Here is a 21,539-nt window from a genome sequence, read left to right on the forward strand (position 1 = left end):
GCGCACCCCGCACCGGCACGGATCAACGCATCCCGCCGGCCGTATCGTTCCTTCTTCAGTCCTCCGCTGGCAGGAGCAGCGTGCCGGGGCTTTCTCCGGCCGATGCGGCGTTCCCCCACGCCACCGACACCCGTGCCCCCTCCAGCCGCACCACCGCCTCTGCCGCCGCCGGCCGTGCTGCCGCCATCCCCACCAGCACCGCATCCATCCGTGGCCGCGCGACCGCCACCCGCACCCTCTCTCCCGTCACCTCCAGCCGCATCGGCTTGCCTGTCGCCAGCCCCAGCAGCGGCAGGATCTCCCGCAGCCAGTCCTCGGCCACCACCGGCACCACCGTCTCCGGCCTGGTCAGCGCCAGCAATCCCCGCACCAGCCCGTCATACGCCCGCGCCGCCTCCAGCGCCCGGCCCACCTGCCGTGCCTCCCGGCTTCCCTCCGGCAGGGTCCCGGCTGCTCCTTCGAGGTTCATCAGCAGCACCAGGGCCAGGTTGTTGGCCGCGTGCCGCGCCGGGCCGAACAGCCGGCGCAGCGCCTCCTCCCCGGGCGACAGGGGCTCCGGCCGGGGCGCGTCCGTCGGGCTCATCGCGGCAGCTCCGCCAGGATGTCGTGGAACAGCCGGGCGGGCAGGGTGCCGCCGCGCACGTCGTCCATCGGGGTGGCGTCGTCGTTGCCCAGCCAGACGCCGATCACCAACCGGCCGGAGAAGCCGATGAACCAGGCGTCGCGCGAATCCTGGGTGGTGCCGGTCTTGCCGCCCACCCCGCGCCCCGCCACGGCGGCGGCACGGCCCGTGCCGCGCGCCACCACCGCCTCCAGCGCCCGGCGCACGGACTGGGCGTCGTCGCCCTGGATCGCCCGGGCCGGCGCCGGTGCCGGCAGGGAGCGCAGGCTCCGCCCCTCCCGCAGCGCGGCCAGCCCGAAGGGCTCCACCCGCAGGCCGCCATTGGCGAAGGCGGCATAGGCCGTCGCCAGCTCCAGCAGCGTCGTCTGCCCCGTGCCCAGCGCCAGAGTGGCGTCGTCCGGCAGGGCACCGGCCAGCCCCAGCCGGCGGGCCACGGCGGTGGCGGCGCGCACCCCGCCGCCGCGCAGCAGGGTGCGGACGGCGGCGGTGTTGACGCTGTGGGCCATCATCTCCTCCAGCGTGATCGCCCCGCGCTCCCGCCAGCCGCCATTGCCCGGCGACCAGCCGCCCAGGCTCAGCGGCGCGTCGGAGACGGTGTCGGAGAGCGACATCCCCGATTCCAGCGCGGCGAGCAGGACGAAGGGCTTGAAGGCCGATCCGGGCTGGCGGTGGGCGTCGGTGACGCGGTTGAACTGGCTGGTGCGGTAGTCGCCGCCGCCGACCATCGCCCGCACCGCGCCGGTGGGGGCGTCGAGGATCACGACCGCGCCCTCGCCCACCCGCGCCGCCGCCCCCGGCCCGGCGAGCAGCGCGGCGAGCTTCGCCTCCGCCACCCCCTGCATCCGCAGGTCGAGCGTGGTGCGCAGCACCAGGTCGTCGGCGCCGGGGAAGCGCTCCGACAGGTCGTCCTGCACCCAGTCGGCGAACCAGCCGGAGCCGCGCGAGCGGCGCGCGGACAGGGTGATGCGCTCCGCCTCGGCCTGGGCCTGGGTGGAGGGGATCGCCCCGACCTCGACCATGGCGTCCAGCACCTCCCGCGCGCGGTGGACCGCCCCGTCCGGGTTGGCGCGCGGGTTGAGGCGCGACGGCGCCTTGGGCAGCCCGGCCAGCATCGCCGCCTGCCACAGCGTCACCTGCCGGGCGGAGACGCCGAAATACTGCCGCGCCGCCGCGTCCACCCCATAGGCGCCGGCGCCGAGGTAGACGCGGTTCAGGTAGATCTCCAGCAGCTCCGTCTTGCTGAAGCGACGCTCCAGCCACAGCGCCATCACCAGCTCCTGTGCCTTGCGCCGGAAGGAGCGGTCCGGGGACAGGAACAGGTTCTTGGCGAGCTGCTGCGTGAGCGTCGAGCCGCCCTGCACCACCCGGCCGGAGCGCAGGTTGGTCCAGGCCGCCCGCGCCAGCCCGATCGGGTCCAGCCCGGGATGCGAGAGGAAGCGCCGGTCCTCGATCGCCATCAGCGCGGCGGGCAGGGTGCGCGGCATGTCGCGCAGCCGCAGCGTGTCGCCGTAGAGGTCGCCGCTGGTGGCAATGGTCTGCCCGCCCGTGGCCTCCAGCACCAGGGACGGGCGGCGCGTGGCGGCGAGCGCCCGCTCCGGCGGCGGCAGGTCCCAGACCAGCAGGAGGAACATCCCGGCCAGGGCGAGCGTGCCCCAGATCCCCAGCAGCAGCAGCCGGCGCAGCCAGCGCCCCAGCCGTGCGGGCCGGGGGGCGTGCTTCGGGGCGGACCGGGCCGCGGCGCCGGCCGGCCGTCGGGCCGCGGGCGGCGCCTGGGTCGCGGCGGGGGCAGGGGGGCGGCGCATGGGTGGCCGATTATGGGGCCGTCGCGGGGAAGGGGACAGGGCGGGCCGGCGCAGGAGGGCACGGACCCTTTCGCCGGCTGCGGCGTTGTGGCCCCACTCCCTGGGGAAGACGCCATGTTCGACGATGCGCTGGGCCGCCTCCAGGCCCTCGGGGCCGCCGCCGTGGCCCTGGTGCCGGGCCTGCTGATGGGGCTCCTGGTCTTCGGGCTGGGGATGCTCCTGGTACGGGGCGTGCGGGCGGCGGTCACGCGCGCCGCCGCGCTGCGCGAGGCCTCGGCCGGCTCGGCCGCCGTGCTCGGCCGCATCGCCGGCGGGGTGGCGACGCTGGTGGTGTTCCTGGTCTCCGCCTCGATCGCCTTTCCCTCCGTCTCGGCGGCCGACCTGTTCAACCTGCTGGGAATCGGCGGCGTGGCCATCGGCTTCGCCTTCCGCGACGTGCTGCAGAACCTCCTCGCCGGCGTGCTGATCCTGCTGACCCGCCCCTTCCGCATCGGCGACCAGATCCGCCAGGGCAGCCTGGAGGGCACGGTCGAGGACATCTGGGTCCGCGCCACGGTGCTGCGCACCTACGACAACCGCCGCATCCTGATCCCCAACGCCTCGCTCTTCACCGACAAGATCGAGGTCATCACCGCCTATGAGCGGCGGCGGCTGCACTTCCCGCTGACCATCGGCAATGCGGACGACATCGCCCGGGCGCGCCAGGTGGTGGTGGAGGCGCTGCGGGGCACGCCCGGCGTCCTGGCCGACCCGCCGCCCGAGGCGCTGGTGACCGGGCTGGGCAGCGCCGGGGTGGACATGGCGGCGCGTTTCTGGATCGACCCGCCGCGGCGGCGGGAGGCGGTGGACGCGCTGGACGGGGCCATCGAGGCGGTGAAGGACGCGCTGACCGAGGCGGGGATCGACCTGCCCTATCCCACCTCGCAAGTCCTGTTCCACGACCAGACGGAGGAGACGGACGGCGACCGCGCCCGGCAGCGCGAGGGCTGGCCCGCCAGGGGGCGCCCCGTCCCCCGCTCCCGCTGGCAGGTCCGGCAGGAGGAGGAGCGGCCGCGGCCCGCCCCCGCGCGGGACCCCGGCGCACCGGAACCGCGCCGGTGAGGGGCCGCCTGACCGGCTGGCTGGAAGCGCTGGGCGACCTGTTCTGGCTCCGCCCCGCCTTCCTCGTGGTGCTGGGCGTGGCGCTGGGCGAGGCCCTGGTCTGGGCGGAGCGCGCCGGCTTCACGGAGAGCTGGGTCAGCGGCGGCTGGATCTATGCCGGCGGAGAGGCGGGCGCGCGGGCGCTGCTGAGCGCCGTCGCCTCCTCGGCCATCGGCGTCGCCGGCACGGTGTTCTCCATCACCGTGGCCGCGCTTTCGCTCGCCTCGGGGCAGATGGGGCCGCGCCTGCTGCGCAACTTCACCCGCGACCCCGGCAACCAGATCGTGCTGGGCACCTTCCTCGGCACCTTCGCCTGCGCCCTGGTGCTGCTGCGCACCGTCCGCTCGGTGGAGGAGGTGGCCTTCGTGCCGCATCTGGGCGTCACCGCGGCGCTCGCCCTGGCGCTGCTCTGCGTCGCCGCCCTCGTCTGGTTCGTCCACCACGTCGCCAACAGCATCAACGTCGACACGGTGATCGCCCTGGTCCATGCCGAGCTGGCCGGGGCCATCGCGACGCTGGAGGAGGGCCGCGACGCGCCCACCGGGGAGGCGCCCGAGGCTGCCCGGGCCGGCGCCGCGCCCCGGCCCGGCCCGGACGCGGAGGGCGCCCGGGGGCGGGTCCTGCGCTTCGCCGGCGGCGGCTACCTGCGCGCGCTGGACGACGCGGCGCTGGCCGACTGGGCGGCCGGACAGGGCGCGCGGCTGCGGCTGGACGTGCGCCCGGGCGACTACTTGCTGCCGGGCGCCGCCTTCGGCACGCTCTCCCCGCCGGATGCGGATGCCGGTGCCGCGGAGGCCGCCTTCGCCGCGGCCGCCAGCCTGGGCGAGCGGCAGGCCGCCGCGCAGGACCTGGAGTTCGCCGTGCGCCAGCTCGTCGAGGTGGCGGTGCGCGCCCTGTCGCCCGGCATCAACGACCCCTTCACCGCCGTGGCGGTGCTGGACCGGCTGGGCGCGTCGCTCTGCACCCTCGCCGGCCGCCGCCTGCCCGATCCCGTGCTGCGCCGCGATGGCCGGGCGGTGCTGTCGCGCCATGTCACCGACTATGACGGGCTGTGCGACACCATGTTCCACATGATCCGCCAGAGCGCCGGCGGCTCGGCCACGGTGCTGATCCGGCTGGTGGAGATCCTGCGCCAGGTGGAGGGGGTGGAGACGGACCCCCGCCGCCACGCCGCCCTGCGCCGCCACGTCGCCCTCGCCCTGGCCACGGGGCGCGCGACGGTGGAGGACGCAGCCGGGCTGGCCGACCTGGAGGCGCGCGCGGCCGGGGAGGGCCTCCGCGGGCGTCAGGCGGCGACGTAGCGCTCCACCATCTCCAGCACGCCCTCGCGGCGCCGGGCCTGGGCCGCCGCATCCCCCGGGTCGAGCCCGAAGAGGCGGGAGAAGGTGGGGCGGTTGGAGACGGCAAAGAAGCACAGCGCGCTGATCTGCCAGTGCAGTTCCAGCGGGTCGATGCCCGGCCGGAACACGCCTTGGGCGACGCCGCGGCCGTAGAAGCCGCGGATCTCCTCGACCATCGCCGTGCTGAGCTGGCGGATGGCGGTCAGGTCGCCGAGGAAGGCGCCCTGCTGGACGTTCTCCATCGCCACCAGCCGCACGAAGGTCTCGTTGCGGTGGTTGAAGTCGAAGGTGAAGCCGACCAGCGCGCGCAGCGCGTCGAGCGGCGCGAGGCGGTTGAGGCCGAGCTGGCTCTCCTGCGTCCGGATGCGCCGGTACTCAGCCTCCAGCACGGCCTGGTAGAGGCCCTCCTTGCTGCCGAAATGATAGTAGATCACGCCCTTGCTGGTGCGGGTCCGGGCGGTGATCTCGTCGATCCGCGCCCCCGACAGCCCGCCGCGCGCGAACTCCTCCGTGGCGACCGCCAGGATGCCCTGGCGGGTCCGCTCCGGATCATGGGTCCGCGACGCCCGGGGTCCCGGTGCGCGGTCCCCGCGTGGCGTGGCGGTCGCGGCGCCGTCCTGCATGCCTGTGCGGTCTCCTTCCCGGCGGGGCCCTCCGCCCGGACGGGGCGGGGGCCGCGGCCCGGCATCCGGCGGGCCCCAGGGGTCCATTGTAGATTGTGATTGACCGAACTGACCAGTCCGTCTAACAGATACAAGAGTTATGAACTGACAGGTTCGTCAGTTATCCGTTCTGTCATGAATCGCCCTGGTTCCGGCAACGCCGCCCCACCCATGCCGGGAACAGGCCAGCAAACCCGCGAGACGCGGCCATGGAGGAAGCGAATGGACGTTGCCGGTACCGCGCCGCTCGGCGCCACGGAGGCCCATGCAGGGCCATCGCCGCGAAAGGCGGCCATCGCCGCCTGGATCGGCAGCGCGCTGGAATATTATGACTTCTTCATCTACGGCAGCGCCGCGGCACTGGTCTTCGGCAAGATCTTCTTCCCGGCGGACAACCCCGCCCTGGGGACGCTGCTCTCCTTCGGCACCTTCGGCGTGGCCTATGTCGCCCGGCCGCTGGGCTCGTTCGTGATGGGGCACATCGGCGACAAGTTCGGCCGCAAGGCCGTGCTGATGCTGACCCTGTTCGGGATGGGCGCCTGCACCTTCCTGATCGGCCTGCTGCCCACCTATCACCAGATCGGCGTCTGGGCCCCCATCCTGCTGGTGCTGCTGCGCGTCTGCCAGGGCCTCGCCGTCTCGGGCGAGCAGTCCGGGGCGACCTCGATGACCGTCGAGCACGCGCCGGAGAACCGGCGGGCCTTCTTCAGCAGCTTCACCCTGGCCGGCACCCAGGGCGGGCTGATCCTGGCCACCGCCGTCTTCCTGCCGATCTCCACCCTGTCGGACGAGGCGCTGCTGAGCTGGGGCTGGCGGATTCCCTTCCTGTTCAGCGTGGCGGTGATGGCCGTGGCCTGGTGGATCCGGCGCAGCCTGCCCGAGACCCCCGCCTTCGAGGCGGAGCAGGAGCACCACGCGGTGCCCGTCGCCCCGCTGAAGCTGCTGGCGCGCCACTACGTGCCCGACGTGATGAAGGTGGTCTTCGCCGCGCTGACCTCCGTCATCAGCACGCTGGCCACCGTCTATGCGCTGAGCTACGGCGTCGCGACCGTCGGCCTGCCGCGCTCGGCGATGCTGTGGATGCAGATCCTGGCCAACGTCGTGGCGCTGGGCGCCATCCCCGCCTGGGCGCTGCTGGCCGACCGGATCGGGCGCAAGCCGGTCTTCGTCATCGGCGCGGCGGGCAGCGCCATCCTGATCTGGCCCTTCATCTGGTCGATCACCCAGGCCAACCTGCCGATGGTCTTCCTGTTCGGCATCCTGATGTCCGGCGTGATCTACAGCGCCTACAGCGGCTCCGCTTTCGCGATGTTCAGCGAGCAGTTCGGCACCAAGGTCCGCCTGTCCGGCATGGCCATCGGCACCCAGTTCGGCTTCGCCCTGGGCGGCTTCGCGCCAACCATCGCCGCGGCGCTGGCCGGGCCGAACCTGGGCAACTGGGTCCCGGTGGCGGTCTTCGGCAGCGCGGCCGCGGGACTGGCGGCGCTGTCCGCCTTGAGCATGCGCGAGACCTACCAGGTGCCGCTGGACCGGCTGGGGCGGCCGGAGGCGGGCTGAGGGGAGGCACGGCCGGCCGGGGAACCCGGCCGGCCGTGCCACATGGACGGGCATCGGTCTCAGGACCGTCCGGGCGATGCCCAAGTGGCCTAGCGTAGAGGCTGGGCAGCGTCCGATACGCGCCCTTGCCAGTCATTCATATGCAGGTCTTACCTATCGGAAAGCAGACATGACAGCTTGGCAGTTTAGGGCGAAGTTGGGCGGATTACCAAGTCGGCTAGTCGCGAGGTACTGATCGGTATACCTCTAAAAGATGGTTTTCAGAGACAATCAAGGTTGACACTCAGGGATGCCCTGTCAGCAACTGAATAATACGAACTTTCAATTCATCCTCAAAGGCTCGCCTGGATTTCCTCAACAAGAGCCGCCTCAAAACGGCTGAGCCGCAAACGACTGACCTCTAGCTGGCGCAGCGCTGCAAGAACGGCATCGAGATCGCTGTTGGAGGGCAGGACTGGCTCCAACCGCGCGACGATCTGCAGAGGAAGACCATACTCATCGAGCGCCGATAACGCTGGGGGCAGCATTAAATTTTCGACCCTGACCGCAAAGGGTGCGTAGGCCCCCTGGGGAAGGCCGAGGCGACCGAAAACCTCCGCCTGGATTCGCTCTAGCGCAGTGAGAGCGCGGGGGAAGTTGAACGAGGCCCAGTTCCGCAGAAACTCCAGCGCGTTTTCAACCCGGTCGCTCGGATCCGCAGGCGCGCGCGGGCCCGATGCTTGGGCCTGGGTCTTGATGAACCCCGACGCCCCAAGCTGTCGCAGTTTCGTCAGCAAGAGCGCAAGCTGGCGGTCATTGCGGACTACGTCCCGCCCCGCGCCAGCAAGAAGGGTGTCGAATAGAAGCTCGCATACCTTGTAAATTTGATCGTTCGACGGCTCTCCCCGCCACGACAACGCCGGATGCAGCTCGCGCGCGTGTAGGCGGATGTAGCGGGCTAGGTCGATCTGCTGTTGCGGGTCTACGTGTGCGTTGGCACGAATCGTCTCGATGCTGAGCTCAGGTTGCCCCTTCAGTTTGTTGACGCGGCGTAGTCCTTCTCCTCCGAGATCCTCCTCATCGAGTTGCACAAGAAGGCCGTCCGTTGCAGTGTCAGTTTGACTAAAAGCAGGAAAGTCGACGTCGAGCAGATTAGTCTGTGGTGGCGGGTGAAAGAGATGGACCGTGCCGACAAAATGCCGGAACATCCGACCCGATCGTCCCTGAATATTGCGGTAGGTGAAGTAGTCGAACGGCTTCTTCGAAATCTTATTGTCGTAAATAACGACGTGCTTCGCAGCGGTGTTGACGCCCTCAATCAGGGTCGACGTACACACAAGAAATTTCAACGCACCGCTATTGAAGAGACGTACTTGCAGCTGTGCAAGCGCACGTGGCAGCCGGCCGTGATGAATACCAATGCCGTGCGCCAACGCACGCGCCACGATCCAGTCAGGATGGAAATTGCTGGCGACCCAGTCCACCACTTCGGCTAAAGTTGGCTTTGCTGGACTGATGTGCCGCTCAACCATCAATTGCGCCACCCGGCGCACGCTGCCCGGTGACTGACAATAAATCAGAGTGGAGCCGTCTAGTTCCTTTGTTAGGCGCACTAGCGCCTCACGGGCTCCGCCTGTCAAATCGACGCGCCGTACATCGCTCGCCACCGTCACGAAGTCGCTGACAATCAGGCGAGCCTCGAAGCGATCCTGGAAGTCAGTCGGGATGGCGCGGATGTTGGGGCCCAGAAGATAGAACTGCCGAGCGGTCTTCAGCAGCTTATAGAAAGCGTGGTTCAGAATGGCAGCACGGTCCGCGTTGCCTCCACTTGGGTCAAGTTTGTAGAATTCGTCGATTACGAACAGGTCAAGATAGTCGAGGTCCGCCCGCTCGATCACTCGCTCCTGGGTTAGAACATATATCGTGCCACGTTCCAGATCGGCTGGCTGCGATGCGTGGGTTACGATCTTGTAGCTGTCTGAGAAGCGCGAAAGGCGTTTCCGCGTCTCGTCGATCAGCGCGATCGTTGGTACCACCAGCGCGATGCGCTTGTACTTGCCCGAAGCGATGAGCGCGTCGACTACAAGACTTTTGCCGAAGCTGGTCGGCGCACTGAGTATTACGTTCTCGCCATCGACAAGCCTCCAGTAGACTTGGGCTTGAACCCGGTGAAAAACCATTCCGCCGTCAGCCAGCCGCCCCTCCGGCCGGTGAAATTCGAACGCTAAGCGGTCCCGGGCGGATAGCTCATTCGGCTCAGCATAAGGATAGAGTCCGGTCTCCCGCAGCAAGGCATTGAGCAGCCCCGAGCAGCTGGCGAAGTCATCACGGTGCTCCAGTGCGCGGATGAGGAGCAACTGCGCCGCTGCGTCTTCCTGCTTCTGGCCGAGTTGGTGAGCAATCGACTGGAGGATGGCGAAAGCTTGCGCAGGCGTTCGGGATGGGGCATCGAGCGCGTCCCGCGTCCCGCGTCTCGTCGAGAGTCATGTCATCATCCCCTTGAGCTTCGCATCAAAGCGCTCCAGCAGCTTCGCCTTATTATTCATTGGAAGCAGGATCAGGATGATTTTGATCTCGGCAGGCAGACTTGCGTTACAAAATCGCTGGTGATGCTTCTCAAACTCTGCCGTTATTGCTGTCTCGTAGGTGGCGTTAGTACGTCTGTGGACGGCAAGAGTGGCGCTGTCATAGGTGAGAAGCACGGGGATGCAGAGCCGCTCGAACACCTCGTCCATAGTGACATTGCCGGCCAGAAGTCGCTCGAGCGCGGGACGATGCGGGTGGTCTTGGTCGACCTTGCGCCAGATCGCAGCGAACTCGGATCGAAGGTAGGGAATGCGAGTGTGCTGATTCAGCTCATCGACAATGTCCCGTACGGCACTTGCTACGTCCTGGTAGAGCTTCACCTCTCCCAGCCAGAGTTCCAGGCCGTCCGCAGCCTCCACAACGTGAACGGCGTCAAAACCTTTCACCGTGTCATTAGGGGCATCCTTAAAGAACACCTTACTGATCGCCGGGACTGAACCGAACTCCTGACGGATGATGGCGTGGAGCAGTATCTCACCAACCTCGCCTCGTGTAGTGTACTTGGCGGATTTGTAGATCGTCTCGGCTGCCGCGCGGAGCGCGCGCGGGCGTTGACGCCGCTCAGCGCATTGAACTCCCGCTCGTTGAGCGCGAACTCGGGCAGCCATTCGATGATATGCTCAGCCAACTGGTCATAGCGCCACTCGCCCGCCTCGAATCCCGCACAGACGCCCGCGAGCCCAGGCACGTCTTCTACGCGCTTCACAATGGCGCGCAGCAGAGCCGGTGGCATAGAGGGACTAGGCATCCCGGATTACCGCAACTGTGAACTATCGCCTGCTTGCGGAGCCGCGATACGATGCGAATACGAAAAATCTTCTTCGGTCCCATCAGTGCGAACGAGTTGGAAGCACTGCGTTCCGAGCTCTGCGCTCATCACCTCGAAGTGGTCGATCCCGATGCCGACTTTCTTGGCGTGCGCGGCCTGCCTCACAAGGAGCGTAGCCAAGTCGGCGTCATCAATATCGGAAGCGCGCTGCTTGGGCCGGTAACGGCTCAACATTTCTCGGAAAAACTCCGTCGCCTCTTTCTGACTTTTAAACATCCTTATCTTAAGCACTGCCGACTTTCTTCTTGGCATGGCGTGTCCCACTCTTCGTGAACCCATGCAGAAAAAGAACTGCCGGCCTTGCGCCATCGCGATGCCTAGCTCCCGATGAATCCGTCACCCTCATCTTACAGTTCTGAACCTTTGCCGAAAACTGTTGAGCTGTGCACGCTTTTCCAGGAGATGAGGGACGTGATCGGCACCCTGGATGGCATCATCAACGAGGAGAGCTTTCCCGACCACTAGCTCCCGATCTCATCGGCCTATTTCTGTGAGTGCCACATCCCGCAACGAGCCGCGTTCACGCCGTTGCCAGCAACTGGCCTAGCTTGGCGCGAACTCGTTCTTCTCGCATCATTTGGCGCATAAGCCGCTGTAAATTCAGGAGCCTCCGGCCTGCGGTGCCGCTTTCATTCCATGTTCGCAATGCTCACTTCATCCGCCTACCTTACCACTTCGGTGGAGAATGTCCGCCTTCTCGGGTTTCCTCCTCGGGGGAGAATGTGTCGCTATCGGCCAGAGCCAGACCTAGCAGCACCGAGTATGAGCTTCAGAGAAGTTGGGAGCAAAGTCCACAAGCCTTTAGGGGCCCTGCTCTCGGTCGAGGGGGAGCCAGCGCCTTTTCCGGCACCGCCTAACCCACCGTATCCTACATCATCCCACCCGCGCCCCGAGCAGCAGGCGGTTCATCGGCTCCATCGTCGCCCGCAGCGCGGCCCAGTCGCGCACCGCCTGCTCCCGCGACGCGCCGGCGGCCACTACCTCGTCCAGGATCGCCCCCAGGCTGCGCCGGCCATCCACCCGCGACAGCAGCCCGGCGGCGAGGCGTGGGAGGGGGAGCTGGAGGCGGATGCCGTCGAAGGTGACGACCAGGGTCCCGTCGCGCGGCAGCCCCCGTGCCAGGGCCGGGCCGTCCAGCTCTCGCAGCACGGGGACCGAGTCCGGATCGTCCCAGCGCGGCTCGGGGGCGGTGTCGCGGGTCGCGTAGGCGATGTGCACGCCCATGTTGCCGGTCATCGCCTCGGCCAGGGCGGCGCGGTCGATCAGGCCCATCCCGGCGGTGCGCTCGCGCAGGCGCGGGTCGGGGAGGTAGCGGTCCGGGTCGTAGCGCACCGGCTCCACCAGGCAGCGCAGGGTCAGGCCGGCCCCCGCGATCAGGCCGGCGAGCTGGGGGACGGTATAGGCGACGTCGCGCGGGTTCAGCAGCAGGTCGTAGAGCCCGGCATCCCCGCCCTCCAGGTGGTCGGTGATCCAGGGGTTGCGGCGCAGCCAGGCGGTCTCCGGCAGGTGCCGCCAGAGGCGCTTCGCGACCTCCACCCGCTTCGCCGGCGCCTCCTCGGGCGGGGTCAGGCGGCGCAGGGCGTCCTGGAGCATGTAGACGCCCGTGCGGCCATGCGGGGCATAGACCATCAGCCCGATCCCGCCGCCCGGGGCGAGGCTGGCGGCGAGCGCGCGCAGCCCGGCGGCCGGGTCGGGCAGGTGGTGCAGCACGCCGCAGCAGTCGATGTAGTCGAACAGGCCGAGCGCCGGGTCCGGCAGATCGAGGATCGAGCCCTCCACGAAGCGGATGTTGCCCAGGGACCGCTTCGCCGCCCGGGCCTCCGCCACCTTGCGGGCGGCGGCGGAGCGGTCGAGCCAGACCACCTCTCCCGGGCGGCCGAGGCTGGCCATCTGCTGCGCCAGCATGATCGTGCCGTCCCCCGACCCGCCCCCCGCCACCAGGGCGCGGAGCGGTTGCGTGGCGGGCCGGCGGGCGCCGAAGACCCAGTGATCCACCTCCCGCAGGTGGGAGGGGCTGCCGACGATCAGCCGCCTCGCCTCCTCCGCCGGGTCGCGGGCCGGGTAGGGGTAGCGGTCGTATTGCGCGGCGAGCTGCCGGTCCCGGTCGTCCTGCATGGCCGGCTGCATAGGCCAGACGCGCCGCCGCGTCAGCCGCCCCCTGGCCGGCCGGAATTCCGGGGCCCGGCGGGCCAGCCCCGCACCCGGCGAGACTCTCCCCGGGACAATGGACGGTTGAAGCCGACTGCTTCGGGGTCTTATCTGCGGCGCCATGAAGCGCGCCCTTCCCGCCCTCCTCGCCCTGCTCCTGCCTGTCGTGGCCAATGCCCAGGCGAACCGGCCTGCCCAGGGAGGCCAGCCCGGCCCGCAGCGGCTCGGCATCTCGCAGAACTGGACCGCCGCGACGCACCAGGAAGGGGGCCAGAAGGTCTGCTACGCCTTCACCCGCGCCACCAAGACCGAGGGCGGCGGGCCCCGCCAGAACGTGATCCTGACCGTCACCCATCGCCCCCAGGGGCGCGACCAGGTCGCCGCCTCGCTCGGCTTCTCCTTCCCGCGCAACGCCGACCGGCGGGAGACCACGGTCGAGGCCTCGGTCGGGTCCAACGACCTGTCCTTCTACGGCGCCGGCACCAACGCCTTCGCCCAGAATGGCGGCGCCGCGGTGGCGGCCTTCCGCAACGGCCGCGACGTGGTCTTCCGCAGCCCCGGTCCGCAGGGCAAGGGCGCGACCACGGACACCTTCTCCCTGATGGGCTTCAGCGCCGCCTACGAGGCGATCTCGCGCGAGTGCCCGGCGCGCCGATGAGCGACCCCGCCGCCCCGCGGCCCGCCGTCCCGATCCCGGCCGGGGGGGCCGCCGCGCCGGCCCTCCCGCCCCTGCTGGACGCGGGCGAGGCGGCACGCATCCTGGCCAAGTCCGCCCTCTTCGCCCCGCCCCCGGCCACCCTGCCGGACGGCCGCCGCGACCTGGTGGGCCTGTCGCGCGAGGAGCTGGCGGCGGAGATGGTGGCGATGGGCGAGAAGCCCTTCCGCGCCAAGCAGCTCTGGCACTGGATCTACCACCAGGGCGAGCGCGACTTCGCCCGCATGACCACCATCGCCAAGCCGATGCAGGCGCGTCTGGCCGAGCGCTTCGTCATCGGCCGCCCGGGCGTGACCACCGAGCAGACGAGTCGCGACGGCACCCGCAAGTGGCTGTTCGGCTTCCGCGACGGGCAGCAGGTGGAGACGGTCTACATCCCCGAGACCGACCGGGGCGCGGTGTGCATCTCCACCCAGGTCGGCTGCACGCTCTCCTGTCGCTTCTGCCACACCGGCACGCAGAAGCTGGTGCGCAACCTGGGCGCGGCCGAGATCGTCGGCCAGTTCATGGCGGCGCGCGATTCCTACGGCGAATGGCCCGGCCAGAAGGGGTGGCAGGGCGGCGACCCCGCGCGCAAGGCCGGCGGTCTCGCGCCCACCCGGCGCGGCAACGCGGCCGAGGGTGAGGACGGCCCAGGGGATGGCGAAGACGACCCCTCGCCCCGCCTGCTGTCCAACATCGTCGTCATGGGCATGGGCGAGCCGCTCTACAACTACGAGAACGTTGCCAAGGCCCTGAAGATCATCATGGACCACGAGGGCATCGGCCTGTCCCGACGGCGCATCACCCTCTCCACCTCCGGCGTCGTCCCCATGATGGACCGGGCAGGGGAGGAGCTGGGCGTGAACCTCGCCGTCTCGCTGCATGCCGTGCGCGACGATCTGCGCGACGAGATCGTGCCGCTGAACCGCAAGTACCCCATCGCCGAGCTGATGGCCGCCTGCCGCCGCTATCCCCGCGCCAGCAACTCCCGCCGCATCACCTTCGAATACGTCATGCTCGACGGCGTGAACGACGGCGAGGCGGATGCGCGGGAGCTGGTCCGCCTCCTCCGCGGCCTGCCGGCCAAGGTGAACCTGATCCCCTTCAACCCCTGGCCCGGCAGCCCCTACCAGACCAGTCGGGGGCCGGCGATCGAACGCTTCGCGGCCATCGTCAACGATGCCGGCTATGCCAGCCCCGTCCGCCGCCCGCGCGGGCGCGACATCCTGGCCGCCTGCGGGCAGCTCAAGACGGAGAGCGAGCGGGCGCGGCGCCGGCCGGCGGCGTAGGAAGGTTGGGGGAGTGACCTCCCCCAAACCCCCTCCCTTTTTCGGGAGTCCGCGGGTGACGGGACCTGCGCCCTCTGGCGACCCCGTGCGGCCTTGGGCGGACTCCTGAAAGAAGGCGGGGGATTCGGGGGAGTTCACTCCCCCGAGACTTCTCCTTTTACAGCAACGCCTCGATCCGCCCCTCGATCTCGGCCGGCTTCGTCGTCGGCGCGAAGCGGTCCACCACCTGCCCGTCGCGGCCGATCAGGAACTTGGTGAAGTTCCACTTGATCGCCTCGGTCCCCAGCACGCCCTTCCGCTCCCCCTTCAGCCAGCGGAACAGCGGGTGCGCGTCCGGCCCGTTCACCTCCACCTTGGCGAAGAGCGGGAAGGTGACGCGATAGTTCGAGACGCAGAAGCGGGCGATCTCCTCCGCATCCCCCGGCTCCTGCCCGCCGAACTGGTTGCAGGGGAAGCCCAGCACCGTGAAGCCGCGCGGGTGCAGCTTGCGGTACAGCGCCTCCAGCCCCTCGTATTGCGGGGTGAAGCCGCATTTGCTGGCGACGTTCACCACCAGCAGCACCTGGCCGCCATAATCGGCCAGCGACACCTCGTGTCCGTCCAGCGCGAGCGCCGTGAAATCCCCGATATCGGCCATGCCGCGCCCTTCCGCACCATCCGGCACGGAAGGGTAGCGGCGGCGCGTCAGTTCGTCAGCCCGAGGCCCCGCACCAGCACGATCCGCGTCCGCTGGCCGGTGATGCCGAAATCGTCGTCGTTGATGAGCAGCAGCGTGTCGTCCGGCAGGATCGCCATCCCCTCCAGCTTCACCGGCAGCTCCGGGTGGTCCGCCGTGTCGAGGACCAGCCGCTTGGCCAGCGGCACCACGCCCGTGCCGGCCAGGTCGTTCGACTGCTCCAGCGTCGGGCGCGTCGCCGCATCGTCCCAGCGGCTGTTCAGGATGTCCGTGGCACCCGCATCCAGCTTCACCTCGTAGAGCTTCGTCGTCCCGTCCGTCCGCTCCAGGACGAGGAGGCGATTCGGGCCCAGCCAGGTCATCTCGCTGATGCGCGGGTCGCTCTGCCGCGCCGACGGGTCCAGGCGGAAGCTGCGCGGGTCGTCGAGCTGGTAGACCCACTCGCCCGTCGCCTGGCCCGTCGCGGGGTCGATCCGCAGCAGCCGGCTGTTGCGCGCATCGCGGAAGGCGGCCGCGTCCGGGTTGGCCAGCGGGTTCTGCACCATGACGTAGAGCGCGGAGCCGTCCGGCGGCGCCGTCAGGCTCTCGATCCCCCGGTTGCTCTGCCGCTTCGCCAGGATCGCCGGCAGCGTGCCCGCGACCTCGTAGTGCGCGCCGGCCAGCTCACCCTCGGTCCCCGCGGGGACGTAGCGGCGCAGGATGCGGCCGTCGGCGGCGATGTGGACGACGGAGGGCGCGTTCTCCTCCCCCACCCAGAGCGTGCCGTCCGGGGCGCGGAACAGCCCCTCCGCGTCGATCGCGTTCGGGTCGAAGTCGAGCCGGTTCCCGGCGGCGTCGATCGGCGTCTCCGTCCGGCCGGGGAGCGGGTTGGTCAGGCCCGTCACCGGCCGGCCGTCGCGGTCCTTCACGGCGATGGCGTCGAAGACGTGGAAGGTGCGGTTCGCCTCGTCCAGCCGCACGCCGTAGAGCGTCGGGCTGTAGCCCGGCGTGGGGTAGACGCGCCCGTTGCGGTCGGCGGCGCAGATGCGGTCGCGCGGGAGGCCGGTGATCTCCGGCGCCTCCGCACAGGTGAAGTTCGGGCCGCGGTCGGAGAGCGTATGGACGATGTCCGCCGGGTCGGTCGGGCGGCGGTGCGCGGCGCTGCCGATGCCCACCGTGAAGCGCATGATCTTGCCGCCGGGGGAGGTGACCTCGCCCAGGGTCAGGTTCGCGTCCTGGCTGTCCAGGATGGTGATGCGGGGCTGGGCGAGGGCGGGGAGGGCGGTGAGGCCCAGGAGGAGGGTGGCGAGGGGGAGAGGGCGCATGCGGTGGGGGTCCGAAAGGGCGGAAGGTCGGGGGCGGCTGCTAGCAGGGGAGGGGTGGGGTGAGCGTGACGGTTGGGTGACAAGGCTTTGCGCTGGAATTGGGCAACCTTCGTATGGCATATGTCGATGACATACCCCGAAGAGGTCCGCCATGCCCTCGCCTGCCCCAGCCTCGCGTCAGGTCCGCCTGTTCCGCAACAATCGCAATCAGGCCATCCGCATCCCGGTGGAGTTCGAGCTTCCGGGGGAGGAGGCGATCATCACCCGCGATGGCGACCGGTTGATCATCGAGCCGGTGCGCCGCCGGGGACTCGCCGCCCTGCTGGATAGCTGGGAGCCGCTGGACGAGGAGCTTCCGGAGCCCGAGGACCTGCCCCTGGCGCCGAAGGATGTCTTCTGACCGTGCGCTACATGCTGGATACCAACATCGTCAGCGACATCATCCGGAACCCGTTGGGGGCTGCCGCGCAGCGTGCGCGCGCCGAGGGGGATGCAGTGTGCGTCAGCGTCATCGTCGCGGCGGAGCTTCGCTATGGCTGCGCCCGCAAGGGTTCGCCGAAGCTGACGCGCCGCGTCGCGCAGTTCCTGGCGGAGGTGCCGGTGCTTCCGTTCGACGCTCCGGCGGATGAAGCTTACGGCACGCTACGGGCGGAGTTGGAAGCGGCAGGGAGGCCGATTGGGGGGAATGATCTGCTGATCGCCGCTCATGCTAGTGCGTTGGGAGCTACAGTGGTGACAGCGAATCTGGGAGAGTTTGTGCGGGTCCCAGGATTGAATGCGGAGAATTGGATGGAGACCTCGGGATGATTGATCTTTATAAGGCCCTGCAATCAACGAAAATGTTGTTCGATGCACATCAAAAATTCCCCGATCTTATTCTAAAAATTCCAGATAGGGGGAGGCGCTATGCTTATATAATAAACTACCTCGACTGCATTTTTCCGAGTATGGATTTTCGGCCAGAATCTGGCATTGATATTTCTTTTTGTTTTGTAGATGAAAATGGAGGCAGGCAAAAATTTGAAGCTGTTCGCAAAAATTTAATAAATAAGCTTAGCTCTGAATTTCCCGGTCGGGAGATCAAGATTCTTAGGAGAGGTCCTGCAACGTCTGTTATAGTTGTTATTTATTCTGTCAGTCAACTTAATGTAGGCGAAAGCGATGCTAGTAAAATAGTACTCCTGCACTTTGAGAAGATGTTGAGAGTGGGATCAGAAATTTTTGCCGAGAATCTTTCTGGCGAGGGGCATCTATTTCTCTATGAACTGGAATCGGCGTTGACAAAGGCTGTCCGATCTTCTGAGATGGATCGGAGAGAGGTAAGAATAGCTAGACTTCAGGCTAAAAGTAGCAATATTCAGCCGCCTCAGAAAATTACAGTGCTTGTGACAGCATTTGATCGTGACCCAGATGTTATTGCTGAGGCACTTTATCGAGCTCAGGGAATCTGCGAAGGTTGTGGGAGGCAGGCTCCGTTTAGGCGAGCGACTAATGGGTCCCCTTACTTAGAGGTGCATCATATTAAGCCACTTGCCGAAGGAGGTCTTGATCATTTAGACAATGTTGAAGCGCTTTGTCCCAACTGCCACCGTGACGTGCACTATGGACCTCGCTTTGCAGAACGGCAGCGACAAACTTAGCTGGGAAATTGTAGTAAAGGGGCAATTTTCCTTGACAAAGGAATAAATACCTATTAGAATTCTTGCTGCTCGTTCGCGGAGCCTGCCCCATGCCCCTCACCCCACCCACCCCCTGGACCCCGCTCACCGACCTCCAGTTCCACGCCCTCCTCCCCTACCTCCTCCCGCGTGCCCCCCAGGGGCGCCGGGTCTCCGACCTCCGCGCCCGCATGGACACCATCTTCCACCTCACCCACACCCGCGCCGCCCCCTGGCGCGACCTCCCGCCCGAACACGGCTGCCCCGACACCGTCTCCCGCTTCTTCCGCCGCCTCACCCATGCCGGCCTCTGGCACCGCCTGCTGGAGGCCCTGGCGGACGCCGCCCCGGACCACCCCCTCCGCACCCTCGAATACGCCATCTGCCGCGCCACCCGCCGCGCCGCGCGGCTGGGCGGCTTCCGCCTCCTCGTCCTGATCCGCCGCCTGGGCTTCCGCACCGCGCTCGACGCCCCGCCCTGGCTGCTCCCCGACCCGGTTTTGTCCGAAACCCTGCGCCGCACCCCGGTTCCGGCGGCCGAATCCGCCACCCGCCTGCCGCGTCCCGCCCGCGACGCGCTGCGGGCGCTCGCCGCCCTTCATCGCGCCGCCGCCGGCCGCGCCCGCATCCGCCGCTCCGTCCGGCTCGCCTGGCCATGACCCGCCGCCCCCCGGGAAACCCCGCCCCCGCCATGCCCGCTTGCGGCTTGTCCGCGCCGAATCGCTGCGGCACATCCATGCGGCATTCCGGTGAAAGGGCCCCCGCGCCATGGCGGTGAAAGACGTGAAGAAGGTGGTGCTCGCCTATTCGGGCGGGCTCGACACCTCCGTGATCCTGAAGTGGCTCCAGACGACCTACCGGGCGGAGGTGGTGACCTTCACCGCCGACCTCGGCCAGGGCGAGGAGCTGGGCCCGGCCCGCGACAAGGCGAAGCTGCTGGGCATCAAGGAGGAGAACATCTTCATGGACGACCTCCGCGAGGAGTTCGTCCGCGACTTCGTCTTCCCGATGTTCCGCATGAACGCCCTGTACGAGGGCATGTACCTGCTGGGCACCTCGATCGCCCGCCCGCTGATCGCCAAGCGCCAGATCGAGATCGCCGAGGCCGTCGGCGCCGACGCGGTGGCGCATGGCGCGACCGGCAAGGGCAACGACCAGGTCCGCTTCGAGATCGCCTACTACGCGCTCAAGCCGGACGTGAAGGTGATCGCCCCCTGGCGCGAATGGGACCTGACCAGCCGCACCCGGCTGATCGAGTTCGCCGAGCAGCACCAGATCCCCATCGCCAAGGACAAGCGCGGCGAGGCCCCGTTCAGCGTGGACGCCAACCTCCTGCACAGCAGCAGCGAGGGCAAGGTGCTGGAGGAGCCGTGGGACGAGCCGCCGGAGGTCGTCTGGCAGCGCACGATCAGCCCCGAGGCGGCGCCGGACAAGGCGACGGAGATCGTGATCCAGTTCGCGCACGGCGACCCGGTGGCGATCAACGGCGAGACGCTGTCGCCCGCCGCGATGCTCACGAAGCTGAACGCCCTGGGCAAGGAGAACGGCATCGGCCGGCTCGACCTGGTGGAGAACCGCTTCGTGGGCATGAAGTCCCGCGGCTGCTACGAGACCCCGGGCGGCACCATCCTCTACACGGCGCACCGCGCGATGGAGAGCATCACGCTGGACCGCGAGGCGGCGCACCTCAAGGACAGCCTGATGCCGCGCTATGCGGAGCTGGTCTACAACGGCTTCTGGTTCTCGCCGGAGCGCCGGATGCTGCAGGCGCTGGTGGACCAGAGCCAGCACAGCGTGAACGGCGAGGTGCGGCTGAAGCTCTACAAGGGCAACGTGATCGTCACCGGCCGCCGCTCGCCGGACAGCCTGTACTCGATGAAGCACGTGACCTTCGAGGACGACCAGGGCGCCTACGACCAGGTGGACGCCCAGGGCTTCATCAAGCTCCAGGCGCTGCGCCTGCGCCTCGGCGCGATGGCCGGCCGCAAGGGCGGCGCGCTGTAATGCGGCGCGGGGCGGCGCCGGCTGGCCGCCCCGCCGTCCCTTACAACGCGGGCGGGACGGAAACCGGCCAGAGATGCCGGAACGCCCCGCCGCTGAGGCGCAGGCCGACCTCCGTCAGCGCCATCTGGAGCATCGGCAGGGCCAGCAGCACGAGGCTGAGCACCAGCAGCACCCGCCACAGCGCGCCGCGCGGCAGGGTGGCGAGGGTCTGGACCATCAGGTCCAGCGGAGATGAGGACGGGGCAGGGGCGGCGAGAGCGGGCACGGCGGGGGACCTCCGGGGCGTTCGGGTCCGCCATCCTGGCGGGACGTGTCTCATTTCACGCGACGAAGCTGAATCGCCGGTGAACGCGACGCCCCTTTCCTCAGCCCGCCCGGCGCGAGCGGAACAGCAGCATCAGCCCGGCCAGGGTGATCGCGCCGCCGATCAGGTCGGCCCAGCCCAGCACCTCGCCCAGGAACCCCCAGCCGATCAGCGCCGCGACCGGCGGCGCCAGGAGCTGCAGCGCGGCGGCGGTGCTGGGCGGGAATCGGCGCAGCATCACGAACAGCAGGGCATAGCCGCCCACCCCCACCACCAGGATGGTGAAGACGAGGCTGGCGAGCGTGGCCGGGGCGGCGTGCTGCGGCGGCGCGCCCTCGATCAGCAGGGCGAGGGGCAGCAGCAGCAGGGCGCTGACCAGGCTCTGGCCGAAGGTGGCGGCCCAGAGGTCCACCCGCCCGCGCGCCGGGGCGAAGACCAGCAGCCCCGCCGCCTGGGACGCGGCGCCGAGCAGGGCGAAGAGGAAGCCCAGCCCCTCGCCCGCATGCAGCCCGCCGGCCACCCGCGCCCCGCCCAGCAGTGCGACGCCCGCCCAGCCCAGGCCCAGCCCGGCCCAGGCGGCGGGCCCGAGGCGGCGGCCGAACAGCGTGACCTCGCCGAGCGCCACGAAGAGCGGCGAGGCGGCGGTGATGACGGCCACGAGGCCGGAGGGGATGCGCGCCATGCCCATCCAGGACAGGGCGAGGTAGCCGCCCGTCCCCACCAGCCCCAGCAGCCCGACGCGGACGAGATCGCCGCCGCGCGGCAGCCGCTGGCGGAAGGCCAGCATCAGGCCGAGGAGCAGCGGTGCGGTGAGGGCGAAGCGGATGGCCAGCGCCCAGAGCGGCGTCCATTCCAGCACCACCACCTTGGCGCTGTTGAAGGCCAGGCCCCAGATGACGACGAACAGGGCGACCAGCCCCAGATCGGCTGGCCGCATGGCGG

Annotated in this window: 21 protein-coding genes and 2 pseudogenes; 10 read left to right on the forward strand and 13 right to left on the reverse strand. The window is 68.9% G+C overall.

Translation table 11 applies throughout. The features are described from left to right. Positions 1–55 precede the first annotated feature (55 nt). Both LPC08_RS23235 and LPC08_RS23240 read right to left on the reverse strand, forming a co-directional pair. Positions 56–583, reverse strand: coding sequence for a hypothetical protein (locus tag LPC08_RS23235; protein ID WP_230450588.1), 528 nt, complete (start codon positions 581–583; stop codon positions 56–58). Further along, positions 580–2,424 carry a transglycosylase domain-containing protein gene (locus LPC08_RS23240; protein ID WP_230450589.1) on the reverse strand — a complete coding sequence of 615 codons (1,845 nt, stop codon included), beginning with the start codon at positions 2,422–2,424 and terminating at the stop codon, positions 580–582. Before LPC08_RS23240 ends, LPC08_RS23235 begins: the two co-directional genes overlap by 4 nt. Before the next feature lie 114 nt (positions 2,425–2,538). On the opposite strand from LPC08_RS23240, the gene LPC08_RS23245 reads away from it, so the two are divergent. Beyond that, entirely contained in the window at positions 2,539–3,525 is a 987-nt protein-coding gene (locus LPC08_RS23245) for a mechanosensitive ion channel family protein (protein ID WP_230450590.1), read from the forward strand. Next, the gene (locus LPC08_RS23250; protein ID WP_230450591.1) at positions 3,522–4,865 is read left to right on the forward strand and encodes a DUF2254 domain-containing protein; all 1,344 of its coding nucleotides are present in this window, start codon (positions 3,522–3,524) and stop codon (positions 4,863–4,865) included. The genes LPC08_RS23245 and LPC08_RS23250 overlap by 4 nt, the downstream gene beginning before the upstream one ends. Here LPC08_RS23250 and LPC08_RS23255 read toward each other — a convergent pair. Continuing rightward, positions 4,850–5,527 (reverse strand): TetR/AcrR family transcriptional regulator, encoded by a 678-nt coding sequence (locus LPC08_RS23255; RefSeq protein ID WP_230450592.1) that lies wholly within the window; start codon positions 5,525–5,527, stop codon positions 4,850–4,852. The two genes, LPC08_RS23250 and LPC08_RS23255, sit on opposite strands and share 16 nt — an antisense overlap. Before the next feature lie 261 nt (positions 5,528–5,788). Here LPC08_RS23255 and LPC08_RS23260 point away from each other — a divergent pair, with 261 nt between their 5' ends. Next, positions 5,789–7,123: an MFS transporter gene (locus LPC08_RS23260; protein ID WP_230450593.1), complete on the forward strand. Its 1,335-nt coding sequence runs from the start codon at positions 5,789–5,791 to the stop codon at positions 7,121–7,123. A 332-nt stretch (positions 7,124–7,455) separates the two neighbouring features. Here the strand turns inward: LPC08_RS23260 and LPC08_RS23265 are convergent, their stop codons facing one another. The 6 genes and pseudogenes from LPC08_RS23265 to LPC08_RS23280 all read right to left on the reverse strand — a co-directional run bounded on the left by LPC08_RS23265 (position 7,456) and on the right by LPC08_RS23280 (position 12,632). Then, complete coding sequence (locus LPC08_RS23265) at positions 7,456–9,282, reverse strand: DEAD/DEAH box helicase (protein WP_502592168.1); 1,827 nt, start codon at positions 9,280–9,282, stop codon at positions 7,456–7,458. 60 nt (positions 9,283–9,342) lie between these two features. Further along, positions 9,343–9,552 (reverse strand): annotated as a pseudogene (locus tag LPC08_RS26395) (hypothetical protein); the annotation flags it as partial. A 33-nt stretch (positions 9,553–9,585) separates the two neighbouring features. Continuing rightward, entirely contained in the window at positions 9,586–10,296 is a 711-nt protein-coding gene (locus tag LPC08_RS23270) for a HamA C-terminal domain-containing protein (RefSeq protein WP_230450595.1), read from the reverse strand. Further along, positions 10,281–10,436: pseudogene (locus LPC08_RS26400) on the reverse strand (hypothetical protein); the annotation flags it as partial. The pseudogene LPC08_RS26400 and the gene LPC08_RS23270, both read right to left, overlap by 16 nt. 6 nt (positions 10,437–10,442) lie before the next feature. Beyond that, positions 10,443–10,826, reverse strand: coding sequence for a DCL family protein (locus tag LPC08_RS26330; protein ID WP_370643269.1), 384 nt, complete (start codon positions 10,824–10,826; stop codon positions 10,443–10,445). Between the two features lie 564 nt (positions 10,827–11,390). Then, entirely contained in the window at positions 11,391–12,632 is a 1,242-nt protein-coding gene (locus LPC08_RS23280; RefSeq protein WP_230450597.1) for a class I SAM-dependent methyltransferase, read from the reverse strand. Between the two features lie 154 nt (positions 12,633–12,786). On the opposite strand from LPC08_RS23280, the gene LPC08_RS23285 reads away from it, so the two are divergent. Continuing rightward, a complete protein-coding gene (locus LPC08_RS23285; RefSeq protein WP_230450598.1) occupies positions 12,787–13,323 on the forward strand; it encodes an invasion associated locus B family protein in 537 nt (178 codons plus the stop codon). After that, positions 13,320–14,651 carry a 23S rRNA (adenine(2503)-C(2))-methyltransferase RlmN gene (gene rlmN, locus LPC08_RS23290; protein WP_230450599.1) on the forward strand — a complete coding sequence of 444 codons (1,332 nt, stop codon included), beginning with the start codon at positions 13,320–13,322 and terminating at the stop codon, positions 14,649–14,651. Before LPC08_RS23285 ends, rlmN begins: the two co-directional genes overlap by 4 nt. Positions 14,652–14,808: 157 nt before the next feature. Here the strand turns inward: rlmN and LPC08_RS23295 are convergent, their stop codons facing one another. Both LPC08_RS23295 and LPC08_RS23300 read right to left on the reverse strand, forming a co-directional pair. After that, on the reverse strand, positions 14,809–15,288 hold the full coding sequence (locus LPC08_RS23295) for a glutathione peroxidase (RefSeq protein WP_230450600.1): 480 nt from the start codon (positions 15,286–15,288) through the stop codon (positions 14,809–14,811). Between the two features lie 47 nt (positions 15,289–15,335). Continuing rightward, positions 15,336–16,631 carry an esterase-like activity of phytase family protein gene (locus LPC08_RS23300; RefSeq protein ID WP_230450601.1) on the reverse strand — a complete coding sequence of 432 codons (1,296 nt, stop codon included), beginning with the start codon at positions 16,629–16,631 and terminating at the stop codon, positions 15,336–15,338. A 151-nt stretch (positions 16,632–16,782) separates the two neighbouring features. On the opposite strand from LPC08_RS23300, the gene LPC08_RS23305 reads away from it, so the two are divergent. The 5 genes from LPC08_RS23305 (at position 16,783) to LPC08_RS23325 (ending at position 20,293) form a co-directional block, all read left to right on the forward strand. After that, positions 16,783–17,031, forward strand: coding sequence for an antitoxin (locus tag LPC08_RS23305; RefSeq protein ID WP_230450602.1), 249 nt, complete (start codon positions 16,783–16,785; stop codon positions 17,029–17,031). An 11-nt stretch (positions 17,032–17,042) separates the two neighbouring features. Beyond that, positions 17,043–17,438: a type II toxin-antitoxin system VapC family toxin gene (locus LPC08_RS23310; RefSeq protein ID WP_370643363.1), complete on the forward strand. Its 396-nt coding sequence runs from the start codon at positions 17,043–17,045 to the stop codon at positions 17,436–17,438. Then, complete coding sequence (locus LPC08_RS23315; RefSeq protein WP_230450604.1) at positions 17,435–18,271, forward strand: HNH endonuclease; 837 nt, start codon at positions 17,435–17,437, stop codon at positions 18,269–18,271. The genes LPC08_RS23310 and LPC08_RS23315 overlap by 4 nt, the downstream gene beginning before the upstream one ends. A gap of 89 nt (positions 18,272–18,360) precedes the next feature. Beyond that, positions 18,361–18,948, forward strand: a complete 588-nt coding sequence (locus LPC08_RS23320) for a transposase (protein WP_230450605.1) — start codon at positions 18,361–18,363, stop codon at positions 18,946–18,948. 109 nt (positions 18,949–19,057) lie between these two features. After that, positions 19,058–20,293, forward strand: a complete 1,236-nt coding sequence (locus LPC08_RS23325) for an argininosuccinate synthase (RefSeq protein WP_230450606.1) — start codon at positions 19,058–19,060, stop codon at positions 20,291–20,293. A 40-nt stretch (positions 20,294–20,333) separates the two neighbouring features. Here LPC08_RS23325 and LPC08_RS23330 read toward each other — a convergent pair whose 3' ends face one another. Continuing rightward, complete coding sequence (locus LPC08_RS23330) at positions 20,334–20,558, reverse strand: hypothetical protein (protein ID WP_230450607.1); 225 nt, start codon at positions 20,556–20,558, stop codon at positions 20,334–20,336. Positions 20,559–20,658: 100 nt separating this feature from the next. Beyond that, entirely contained in the window at positions 20,659–21,534 is an 876-nt protein-coding gene (locus LPC08_RS23335; protein WP_230450608.1) for a DMT family transporter, read from the reverse strand. Positions 21,535–21,539: the final 5 nt, after the last annotated feature.

The sequence above is a fragment of the Roseomonas sp. OT10 genome (assembly GCF_020991085.1).
GTDB classification, from domain to species: domain Bacteria; phylum Pseudomonadota; class Alphaproteobacteria; order Acetobacterales; family Acetobacteraceae; genus Roseomonas; species Roseomonas cutis.